Source organism: Blautia luti, assembly GCF_033096465.1.
In the GTDB taxonomy this organism is placed as follows: Bacteria; Bacillota; Clostridia; order Lachnospirales; family Lachnospiraceae; genus Blautia_A; species Blautia_A luti.
This window is the reverse complement of sequence record NZ_AP028156.1, coordinates 3,643,700-3,655,867: the sequence shown is the minus strand read 5'-3', so window position 1 is coordinate 3,655,867 and position 12,168 is coordinate 3,643,700. Positions and strand designations below refer to the sequence as shown.

Sequence of the window (12,168 nt, the reverse complement as noted above, 5' to 3'; positions counted from 1 at the left end):
AAAGAGAAAGATCCCTCCGGCAGAGCTGATATATGTCCCGTCGGAGGGATTTTGGCGTACTTTATTGCAAACATTCATTTTCAATATGACCTGTTTTGTGATAAAATAGAAAAAGATTGTAATCAGCCTGAGAAACTGGTGATTTTATCTTATAAGTAGATAAGCCTCCGGCAATGGTAGAGGCATACCTGAAATAGAAACAGAAAGGGAAATTATTATGGAAAAAGGAACAATTTTTAAATTTCATAATGACCTGGATACAGACCAGATCATTGCATCTCAGTATCTGCTGCTTCCGAACCTGGACGAAATGAAAGGACATACTTTTGAATCTCTGGATCCGGATTTTGCGAAAAAAGTAAAACCAGGAGATTTCGTAGTAGGCGGAGAGAACTTTGGCTGTGGATCTTCCAGAGAGCAGGCTCCAGGTGTTCTGAAAGCATTAGGAGTACAGGCCGTTATTGCGAAATCTTTTGCGCGTATTTTCTTCAGAAATGCTATTAATATCGGCCTTCCGGCTATTGTCTGTAAAGATCTTCCGGATGAAGTACAGACAGGAGATACTATGGTGCTGCATATGTCTGAAGGAACTGCAGAGGCAAATGGAAAAATATATTCCTGCACCAAGCTTCCTGAATATATGCAGGGAATTTTAAATCAGGGCGGACTGATCGCGTCTCTGAACCGTGAGGAGGAGAAATAAGATATGGGAATGACAATCGCAGAAAAAATCATCGCAGCTGCAGCTGGCGTAGACAGTGTAAAACCAGGAGATATCCATACAGTAAAACTGGACCGTCTTATGAGTAATGACGGAACTACTCATCTGACTGTTGATATGTATCGTAATAAATTAAAAAATCCCCATATTGCTGACACAAAGAAACTTGTGTTTATCGTGGATCATAATGTGCCATCTGACAGCCCGAAAACAGCAGCATCCCAGAAGAAGATGAGAGACTTTGCAAAAGAAAACAATATTGATTTCTGGGAAGGCAAAGGCGTGTGCCATCAGGTAATGATCGAGAATTATGTACGCCCGGGCGAGCTGATTTTCGGCGCAGACAGCCATACATGCTCTTATGGAGCACTTGGGGCTTTTGGAACAGGCGTTGGATGTACAGATTTCCTTTATGGTATGGTAACAGGAACCTCATGGGTTCTGGTGCCGGAATCTGTGAAATTCAACCTGATCGGCAAGCTTCCGGAAGGCGTATATGCCAGAGACCTGATCCTTACCATTATTGGCGAGATCGGTGCAAATGGCTGCAATTATCAGGCTATGGAGTTCACTGGAGAAGGTGCGAAAACACTCAGTATCAGTGACCGTATGGCACTTTGCAATATGGCTGTGGAAGCTGGCGCTAAGACAGGTATCTTCGAGGCAGATGAGAAAGCTATTGAGTATCTGAAAGAGCATGGACGTGAGCCGAAAGCTGTATATCATAGTGACCCGGATGCAGTATATGCCCGTGAATATACATTTGACCTGTCCAAGGTCCGCCCTGTAGTTGCGAAACCAGACTTCGTAGATAATGTAGTCCCGGCAGAAGAAACCTGCGGAATCGCCATTAACGAAGCTTTCCTGGGATCCTGTAATAATGGACGTATCGAAGACCTTCGTGTAGGCGCTGAAGTTATTAAGGGTAAAAAGGTAGCAGAGGGCGTTCGTTTTCTCGTTGTACCTGCAAGCCAGACCATCTACAGACAGGCATTAAAAGAAGGCCTTATTGACATTTTTATGGAAGCAGGGGCTATTGTAATGAACCCGAACTGCAGTGTATGTTGGGGAAGCTGCCAGGGCGTTATCGGTGAAAACGAAGTTCTGATCAGCACTGGTACACGTAATTTCAAAGGACGTGCCGGACATCCAAGCTCCAAGGTATATCTGGGATCAGCTGCGACTGTTACAGCTTCTGCCATTGCAGGTAAGATCGCACTGGCCAGCCAGGTATAAGGCCGGCATTTTGCCGGATCAAACTGTGAAGCAGTTATTCGGTGCAGAGTCGCGTAGTAAAGCGGGTCGTGAATATGTACTTGATCTGTTTGAGTGAAAAAATGCAAGGAATACATACATAATACGAGGTAAATACGATGGAAAAATTTACAGGAAAGGTGTGGGTACTGGGAGACGATATTGATACAGATATCATTATTCCTACAGAGTATTTGGCACTGAAAACAATAGATGATATGAAACAGTATGGATTCAGTCCTCTTCGCCCGGAACTGGCAGGACAGATTTCCAAAGGAGATATTATCGTGGCGGGAAAGAATTTCGGCTGCGGATCATCCAGAGAGCAGGCGCCGGAGATCATCAAGGCACTGGGCATTCAGTGCGTGATCGCGAAATCTTTTGCCAGAATTTTCTTCCGTAATTCTATTAATAACGGCCTTCTGCTTATTGAACAGCCGGATCTTCATGATGACATCAAAGAAGGCGATGAAGTAACAGTAGTGATGAATGAGCATGTAGATTACAATGGAAAAACATATCCGATTGCTTCCCTGCCTGAGAATCTGATGAGCATTATCCAGGCCGGCGGTCTGGTAAAAGCCATGCGTAAATTAAATGGTCTGGATTAAACAGGGAAAGGAGAAGCAGATGGGCGAGACAGTTATCGAAAAGATTATCAGAAATAATGTGGGAAAAAGTGTAAGACCGGGCGATATTGTCACTGTCAATGTGGACAGAGTGATGATCCATGATATCTTTATCCCTTTTGTAGCAGAGAAATTCGAGGAAATGGGCTTTACGAAGCTCTGGGATCCGGAAAAAGTGATCCTGATCTACGATCATCTTGTGCCTGCAAGCCAGCTGGATGATACAAGACATTTCCATACAGGTGATGCATTTGCGAAGAAATATGGCATGACACATGTACACAGAAGCGATGGAATCTGTCATCAGTTAATGACAGAAGCGGGCTACGTGAAACCTGGAAACATTGTGTTCGGTACAGACAGCCATACTACCACATACGGATGTGTAGGTGCATTTTCTTCCGGTATCGGATATACAGAGATGGCAAGTATTCTGGGAACCGGAACTATGTGGATTAAGGTTCCGGAAACAATCAAGATTGTTATTGACGGCGAACTTCCTGAGAATGTAATGTCAAAGGATGTGATCCTTCGTATTATCGGCGATCTGGGCGCTGACGGGGCAACTTATCGTGCTCTGGAATTCACAGGCAGCACCATCGAAAAAATGTCTGTAGCAAGTCGTATGACCATGTCAAACATGGCAATTGAGGCAGGCGCCAAGTGTGCACTGTTTACACCGGATGAAAAGACTGCAGAATACTGCGAAATCGAATTAAATGACTTCCAGAAAAGCCTGAAAGGCGACGGAGATGCTAAATATATGAAAACAGTTACTTATCGTGCTGAGGATTTCGTTCCGGTTATGGCATGCCCGTCCCAGGTTGATAAGATCAGGGATGTAAGCGAACTGGAAGGTACAGAAATCGATCAGGTATTTATCGGATCCTGTACAAACGGACGTCTGGAGGATCTGCAGGCGGCAGCAGAGGTGCTGAAAGGCAAAAAAGTAGCTGATTTCGTGAAGCTTATTGTAACTCCTGCAAGCCGCAAGATCTACAGACAGGCAGTGGAAATGGGCATTATGGATACTCTGGCAGAGGCTGGTGCTATTATTACGCATCCTGGATGTGGACTGTGCTGTGGACGTACAGGAGGTATCCTTACAGATGGTGAACGTGTAGTGGCTACGAATAACCGTAACTTCCTGGGTCGTATGGGAACATCCAAAGTTCAAATTTATCTGGCATCTCCGAGAACAGCAGCTTCCTGTGCTGTGGCAGGTAAGATTGTAGTTCCGAACGTAGAATAAAAAACGATATTCAGATGGCTGAGAGCAGGAAAATCGTATGATTTTCCTGCTTTTGTGTATGAATACAAAATGTTTCATAAAAAACGTCTTTCTGACACGGACATATAGTTCAACTAAATAAAAACGCTAAAATTGAACAAACATCTTGTAATTATAAAGGATACGTGCTATAATTTGTTCAATAAATTTGATTGGAATAAAAAAAGTTCAATTTAGTTAAAAAGTTCAAACCAAACCGATATACATCGAGATATAATAAAAATAAATGCTGAAAGGATTACAGATATATATGTTTGCAGATCGATTAAAAGAAGCGTTGAATAATAAAAATATGAAACAGATAGACCTTGTGAGATGTGCGCAGGAAAAAGGTGTGAAACTTGGAAAAAGCCATGTAAGCCAGTATTTAAGCGGAAAAACAATTCCCAGAGCTGAGATTCTTCATTTTATTGCAGAGACATTGCAAGTAGAAGAGTCCTGGTTATTGGACGAAAATGTCCGAACAGTGGGAAAAGGAGCAGAAAGAACGAAAGAAAAGACAGTTAATGTTGAACCAAAAGAAAAGATGATAAAGAAAACAGAAGATCCAGAGAAAAAGAACCTGGAGAGTCAGGAAACGGAGGAAAGCGCAGTGCGGGAGTTTAAAAAGTCATCAAAGCTGAATAATGTTTTATATGATGTAAGAGGACCGGTAGTTGAGGAAGCATCCAGAATGGAAGCAGCAGGAACTCAGGTTTTGAAGCTGAATATTGGAAATCCGGCACCTTTTGGATTCCGTACACCGGATGAAGTTATCTATGATATGCGAGATCAGCTTATAGACTGTGAGGGATATTCCCCTGCCAAAGGTTTATTTTCTGCCAGAAAAGCAATCATGCAGTATGCGCAGTTAAAAAAGATTCCGAACGTTTCTGTAGATGATATTTATACAGGAAATGGTGTCAGCGAACTTATTAATTTGAGTATGTCCGCTTTATTGGACAATGGAGATGAGATTCTTATTCCATCACCAGATTATCCATTGTGGACTGCCTGTGCTACTCTGGCAGGCGGCAAAGCAGTTCATTATATCTGCGACGAACAGGCAGAGTGGTATCCTGATATGGATGATATCAGAAGAAAGATTACCAAACGTACCAAGGCGATTGTACTTATCAATCCGAATAATCCTACAGGGGCATTATATCCAAGGGAAGTTCTTCAACAGATTGTAGATATTGCCAGAGAACATCAGCTGATTATCTTTTCTGATGAGATTTATGACCGTCTGGTTATGGATGGAGAAGAGCATGTATCCATTGCATCTTTGGCACCGGATCTGTTCTGTGTAACATTCAGTGGTCTGTCCAAGTCACATATGATTGCAGGATTCAGAATTGGATGGATGATCTTAAGTGGAAATAAGAACGTGGCGAAAGATTACATCGAAGGAATTAAGATGCTTTCTAATATGAGATTATGCTCCAATGTTCCGGCACAGTCCATCGTTCAGACTGCTCTGGGCGGTCATCAGAGTGTAAATGATTACATTGTTCCGGGGGGACGTATTTATGAGCAGAGAGAATATATTTATAATGCATTGACAGATATTCCTGGAATTACAGCCGTGAAACCGAAGGCTGCGTTCTATATGTTCCCGAAGATTGATGTGAAGAAATTTGGCATTGTAAATGATGAGAAATTTGCATTGGATCTTTTGAAAGAGAAGAAGATTCTTCTGGTGCATGGAGGTGGATTCAACTGGGGACAGCCAGATCATTTCCGTGTTGTGTATCTGCCGAGAATCGAAGTATTAAAAGAGGCAGCAGGTAAGATCAGAGACTTCCTGAGCACGTATCATCAGACTGTGTAACAAATAAAAATGGCAGATGTTTCACGTGAAACATCTGCCATTTTTATTTGTTACACAGGGATTGTTACTGTGCATGAAGTGAAGGCTGCTGTTTACTGGTAATATCCCGCGAAGCATATTACTGTAAACAGTAATGCTGTAGAATTTTATAGAAAATTAAGTGGTGAATCCCAAAGAGGTGTGATAGAATAGAAACAGTAAAAATTTCTGGAGGTAAGAAACTTAAGATGGAAAATGAAGACAAAAACCAGGAAGAAAAGAAACAGCCTGCACAGTCTATGTGGAAAGAACTCTGGGACTATGCGAAGATCATTATCGTTGTCTTTGTGATTGCATTTCTGTTGGGACATTTTGTATATATTAATGCGAGAGTACCATCAGGATCCATGGAACAGACGATCATGACCGGTGACAGAGTATTTGGAAACAGACTGGCGTATAAGACTAAGGATCCGGAGAGATTTGACATTGTAATCTTTAAATATCCGGATGATCCTTCTCAGCTTTTCGTAAAGAGAGTGATCGGTCTGCCGGGAGAAACTGTAAATATTGTAGATGGTAAGGTTTATATCAACGATTCAGAAGAACCACTGGATGACAGTTTCTGTCCGGAAACACCTCAGGGAAGTTTCGGACCATACGAGGTACCGGAAGGCTGCTATTTCATGCTGGGTGATAATCGAAATCACAGTATGGATTCCCGTTACTGGATGAATACGTTTGTAGAGAAAGATGCCATTGAGGCAGAAGTGGCGATAAGGTATTGGCCATTAAATAAAATAGGAACAGTAAATTAGTACATCGAAAACGATGTACTAATTTATTATGTCTGCACAGACGAATGTCTGTTGCGGCAGGGAATATCAGATGGTAAAATAATGCTATAGTTTTTTACATTTTAAATGTTAAAGATTGTAGCATTTTTTTTGCTGTTATATGTACGGATCGGGCGACTGTGAAATGGCAGGTCATGCAGACTATATAAATGGCAGAGACTGACGGAAATAAGTCAGGACATAAAATATCAGGGAGGTTTTTATATTATGGAGAGACATGCATTTGCGATGAAAGTAAAGGATGGTCAGATGAATGCGTATCGTACCAGACTGGGAGAAATCTGGAAGGATCTTACAGCATTTCTGGACAGAAATCAGATAAAGAATTTCAGTATCTGGAATGCAGGTGGATATATTTTCGGATATGATGAAATCGATACGACTACGGAGATCGATGAAACACCACAAGACAGAGAAGCAACAGTGGCCTGGGAGACACGGCAGCTGGGAATCATGGACTGGATCACCAATGATGTGGACTGGATGACAGGAGAGTGGCATCCTGCAAGCAGAAGACTTGCATGGCACAACTAGTACAGCGAAAATCAGACAAGTCAATAGGGCGGTTACTTAATGTTCGCTGTACTAACAGATGTTCTGACAGAGTTGACCAAATAAACGGCATATCAGTTGTGCAGCCATGATCAGGCAGCGAATGCGGATAATTTTGTCAGTTAGGCAGGAAACAAGAAGGAGGAGAAATTTCATGAACTGGAAGAAGCTTATGGCAGTAACAATGGCGCTTTGTATGGCAGTGCCATCAGGGATACCCCAGACGATAATGGGGGCGGAATTCACCCAGGGAACCCAGACTCAGGTAACAGAAGTCAGTGAGTTTGACGATGGAATGGGGAATGATTGCGATGAGACTGAAGCAGAAAATATAGAAGATTTATTTGGCTCAGAGGACTTTTCCACAGGAAAAGCAGAGGAAATAAATGATAATTCCCAGGACATCCCGGATCTGAAAGAGAACGAAGGGGAAGACATTACTGAATCGGCAGGAACAGAGGATGGCTATAAGATCAAACTTTACAGTAATGGGAAACTGGAAAAGACCTATACTGTTTCACGTGAAAAAGCAGAAGATGCCAAAGCACCGGAAGCTCCTGCAGCCAGAAGCGGATATATTTTCAAAGAGTGGAACACACAGAAAGATGGAAAAGGTACTTCTTATAAACCAGGAGACTCTATAGCGGAGCTTCTGCACAGTGTATCATCAGAAGCAGAGCTGCCAGTCGGGCAGGAGGAAGAATTAAAGAACAGTAATGTGGAATCGGCAGATGTAGAAAATGTAAATACGGAGAACGTAAATACAGATAATGAAGAAAACACAGCTGACGAATTGTTTGAAGAGATTGCAGTACAGAATCTTGAAGAACCGTCAGCAGAGGATGTAGTTGAGAATACCGAAGAGCCATCAGCAGGGGATGCCGCAGTTCAAAATACAGTCCCAGGCGCGGATGCAGTATCAGCAGGAGATTCAGAAACTCCAGGTGTAGACACAGCTCAGAACAACGATTTGAGTACAGAAGCTCAGAGTACAGAAAACTCCACAGCCCAGACAGAACCTGCCGTGCAGGAAGAAACTTCTGACAACAGTGAATCCCAGAACCAGAATATAGAAGAAACTGCAGCAGGGGTAGAGGAGGATTCAGATACAGTTGTGTTGTATGCCATCTGGCAGAAAGCAGCTTCTTATAAGATTATTTATAAACTGAATGGAGGCAAAAACAATTCTGCAAACCCGAAAACCTATAAACAGAATACAGAAGTGAAACTGAAAAAACCAACCCGCTCCGGATATCATTTCGCCGGCTGGTATACAGACAGTAAATATAAAACAAAGATCACCACTATCAAAAAAGGAACCGCGAAGAACATTACACTATATGCCCGCTGGACTAAAGTTGTAAAAATTTCTTCCAAAGCGGCTTCACTGAAATACGTAAAAGGATATTCCGCAGGACAGATCCGTGTATCAGCGACAGTCCCTCAGTATGTGAAAACCTGGGACAACTATTATTATCTGCTGTATCTGGATTCTGCTACAGGTAAAGTGAAAAAAACAGTAGACAAAATAAAGAAATCTGATCTGGCAAACCAGAAACTTACATTTAAATTAAAGACCAAAGGCCATCCGGAGTATATCCAGGGTAAATTTGCCATAGGAGCGAAAAATTCCAAAGGCAGTTATTCCGTGATCAGCAACAGAAGTTATGTGAGTAATCCGGAGAAACTGGCAAGTTATCAGGCGGCTTATTTCATACCAAAAACCAAGAAGGGGATCCAGGCCACAGATATTAATCAGATCACAGAGACCAAGAGTAAGAATGTATTTGTAAACTTTTTCGCATCGGATATTCTGAATACAGGATATGGATATAATGAATATAAATACAATGGGAAGAAATATTATTTCGCAGCATTGTATGGATACAAAAATCTTGTGTCAGAATGCAACCAGAAAGGAATCCAGGTGACAGCGCAGATCAGCCTGAATAACAGTTCACTCACCCAGAGTTTGAGAAGGGCAAACAGCCCTTACGGGGAAACTGCCTATTATGGATGGAACACAGACAACAGTGCAGCCAGACAGAAGATGGAAGCATTGTTTGCATATCTGGGGGAAACCTTCGGCAGTAATGGATGTTATATCAGTAACTGGATTCTGGGAAATGAAGTAAACAGTGCCAGCTGTTATTATTATCTAGGAAATGTGAGCTTCTCCAAATATATTTCCATGTACAGTGAAGCGTTCCGCTGCCTGCATAATGCAGTGCGCAGCACAAGGGCAAGCTCAAAAGTATTTATTTGTCTGGATAACTGCTGGAACCAGAGAAATATATTCTCAGTATGCTACACCTCGAAATCTACGCTGGATAAGTTTGCATCAACAGTATCGAAACTGCAGAAAGGCATCAGCTGGAATGTGGCATACCATGCATACAGCCAGCCACTGACAGAGGCGAAATTCTGGTCCAGTGTCAATGAACCGCTGCTGACGAAGAGCGGCGAGACTGCCACATTTATTACCATGTACAATATTGAGGCACTGACAAGCTATGTGAAGAACCATTACGGATCAGATAAAAGAGTATTCCTGTCTGAACAGGGATTTTCATCTTCTTATGGCGGTCAGGTAAATCAGGCGGCATCCATGGCACTGGCTTACTATAAAGCGGCATGTAACCCTATGATTGATGGATTTATCATTCGCAGTTATATGGATGAAAGTCATGAAGTGGCCCAGGGACTTGCTCTGGGGCTGAAGACCAGCAATGGAAAGGCGAAAAAGGTCTATAATGTATTCAGGTATATGGACAGTTCCAGTTCCCTCAAATATACAGAGAAAATCCTGAACAGCCAGGTTGGAAACTGGAAATTTCTTGTTCCCGGATATAAGGCATCAAGGGTTTATAAGATGTATAGAAATTAGTCACAAATTAAACACATTTTTCCCACACAAAGAACACAAATCATTTCTATACTTAGAAGCATCAAAAGGAAACAGAGAGAGTTCTAAAGGAGAGACTTCATTATGATGAATAAAGATAATAAAAATGATAAAATACAGAAAATTGTAAAGAAAGGTCTTACACTCAGCCTGTGTGCAGTTCTGGCAGGCGGTCTGGCCGCAGGAAGTTTCGAAGGCGTGAACAGACTTACAGGATGGAATGAAGGAACCACTGTTCAGGCAGCATCCAATAATGAAAATAAACTGACTTATGCGAAATCTGAGAAGAAAGCAGATGAAGAAAACGATTTAAAGTCAGATGCCAGTGAGGATACATCCGACAGCAGTACAAAGGCAACAGGAAGCATGGATGTTTCTGATATTGTAGCAGAAGCACTTCCATCTATCGTATCTATCACAACCAAATCTGTACAGGAGGTACAGTCTTATTATGGAATGTACGGAATGTATGGATATGCTCCACAGCAGGAAGAGCAGGAAGTAGAGGGTAGCGGTTCCGGTATCATTGTTGGTAAGAATGATGATGAACTTCTGATCGCTACCAACTATCATGTAGTATCTGGTGCAGATACTTTATCTGTAGCATTTGTAGATGGTAATGCAGTAGAAGCTACTGTAAAGGGATTCGATGAAGAGAAAGACCTGGCAGTTGTATCTGTATCACTGGATGACATTGACAGCGATACTATGGATGCCATTTCCGTTGCCAATGTAGGCAGCTCAGATGACCTTAAAGTTGGTGAGCAGGTAGTTGCCATTGGTAATGCTCTTGGATATGGACAGTCCGTAACAACTGGTATCGTTAGTGCGAAGAACCGCAGAATGGATTCCAGCAACAATACAGTAACAGATGACAGCAGTGATACAGGCGATGGTGTAAACCTGATCCAGACAGATGCAGCTATCAATCCTGGTAACAGCGGCGGTGCTCTGCTGAACATGAATGGTGAAGTTGTAGGTATCAACTCTGCGAAACTTGCATCTACAGAAGTTGAGGGCATGGGATATGCCATTGCTATTTCTGATGTAACAGATATTCTTGAAAATCTGATGAATGAGACTACCAGAGATAAACTGGAAGATGCGGACCATGGCGTACTGGGAATCAAAGGACGTTCTGTAAGTTCAGAAGCAGTTCAGATGTACAGTATCCCGGCAGGTGTTTTCGTAAACGAAGTAGTTGAGGGCGGTGCAGCTGAGAAAGCTGGCCTGAAAGCAAACAGTGTTATTACGAAATTCGAAGGCAAATCCGTTTCCAGTATTGATCAGCTGATCGAATATCTTTCTTACTATGAACCAGGTGAAGAGGTTGAACTTACTGTAGCAGTTCCGAATGGTACTGAGTATAAAGAAGATACCATAACAGTAACTCTGGATGAAAACACTGATGCGAGTGACAGCCAGGATACATCTGACGACAGTAAGAAGAGTGACAGGAAAGATAAAAAAGATGATTCAGATGCTGAAGAATCCGATAGTCAGGATGATTCCCAGGACAACAGTGATGACGACAATCCATTCATTAAGTATTTTGAGAGCCAGGGATTTTTCAGATAAAGGAATTCACTGAGGGAAAGCAGAGAATGCCGAAACTGTAAATTGAATAGTGAATATAAATCATGGAACATTCGTATATACAATGAGAAAATTGATATGCGGATGTTCCTTTTTGCTCATACTATTTTTGTTACTGTTTACTCTCCAATGGTATTTAGATAACGACTCCTGATTTAATATTATAAGGATCTAACAAAAATTTATATATAACACTTGACATATTCCAGCTTAAAAGTCAAGACTTTTGTAATTTTTTGTTAGACTCGTTACTGTTCACTCCGTGCACAGTAACATGCTTCGCGATGCACAGAATTTATGCTAATCGCATAAATTCGCGCGGTATGTCTCGGGTTTTCTGTGAGCTTTGCTCAAAAAAAACACCTCGCGGGATATTACCTGTGAACAGTAACTTAGACCCTTAAGACTGACTAAGGGTATAGATTATCTAAATACCATTGGAAAGTGAACAGTAACCTATTTTTTCTCATTTCCGACCTTTTTCTGCGCGGTTACTTGTGAAGAAACCAAGGGTATGATAAAATAATACATAGTTTGAACAGAGAGAGAATGATAAAATGAGTAAACTACG

General features: G+C 41.9%; 9 protein-coding genes. All 9 read left to right on the top strand.

The genetic code is table 11. From position 1 onward, the window contains the following. The first annotated feature begins 217 nt into the window (after positions 1-217). The 9 genes from R8695_RS16910 to R8695_RS16870 all read left to right on the top strand — a co-directional run bounded on the left by R8695_RS16910 (position 218) and on the right by R8695_RS16870 (position 11,579). The gene (locus R8695_RS16910; RefSeq protein ID WP_118509858.1) at positions 218-703 is read left to right on the top strand and encodes a LeuD/DmdB family oxidoreductase small subunit; all 486 of its coding nucleotides are present in this window, start codon (positions 218-220) and stop codon (positions 701-703) included. Between the two features lie 3 nt (positions 704-706). Beyond that, on the top strand, positions 707-1,957 hold the full coding sequence (locus R8695_RS16905; protein ID WP_118509860.1) for a 3-isopropylmalate dehydratase large subunit: 1,251 nt from the start codon (positions 707-709) through the stop codon (positions 1,955-1,957). Positions 1,958-2,094: 137 nt separating this feature from the next. After that, positions 2,095-2,586: a LeuD/DmdB family oxidoreductase small subunit gene (locus tag R8695_RS16900; RefSeq protein ID WP_118509862.1), complete on the top strand. Its 492-nt coding sequence runs from the start codon at positions 2,095-2,097 to the stop codon at positions 2,584-2,586. A gap of 19 nt (positions 2,587-2,605) precedes the next feature. After that, complete coding sequence (locus R8695_RS16895) at positions 2,606-3,856, top strand: 3-isopropylmalate dehydratase large subunit (RefSeq protein WP_154780126.1); 1,251 nt, start codon at positions 2,606-2,608, stop codon at positions 3,854-3,856. Between the two features lie 289 nt (positions 3,857-4,145). After that, positions 4,146-5,708, top strand: coding sequence for an aminotransferase class I/II-fold pyridoxal phosphate-dependent enzyme (locus R8695_RS16890; RefSeq protein WP_243139486.1), 1,563 nt, complete (start codon positions 4,146-4,148; stop codon positions 5,706-5,708). A gap of 227 nt (positions 5,709-5,935) precedes the next feature. Next, entirely contained in the window at positions 5,936-6,505 is a 570-nt protein-coding gene (gene lepB, locus R8695_RS16885) for a signal peptidase I (RefSeq protein ID WP_182437381.1), read from the top strand. Positions 6,506-6,751: 246 nt separating this feature from the next. After that, entirely contained in the window at positions 6,752-7,078 is a 327-nt protein-coding gene (locus R8695_RS16880) for an L-rhamnose mutarotase (RefSeq protein WP_154780124.1), read from the top strand. 172 nt (positions 7,079-7,250) lie between these two features. Continuing rightward, positions 7,251-9,983 carry a DUF5722 domain-containing protein gene (locus tag R8695_RS16875; RefSeq protein ID WP_167515462.1) on the top strand — a complete coding sequence of 911 codons (2,733 nt, stop codon included), beginning with the start codon at positions 7,251-7,253 and terminating at the stop codon, positions 9,981-9,983. Positions 9,984-10,085: 102 nt separating this feature from the next. Beyond that, positions 10,086-11,579 carry a S1C family serine protease gene (locus tag R8695_RS16870; protein WP_154780122.1) on the top strand — a complete coding sequence of 498 codons (1,494 nt, stop codon included), beginning with the start codon at positions 10,086-10,088 and terminating at the stop codon, positions 11,577-11,579. Positions 11,580-12,168: the final 589 nt, after the last annotated feature.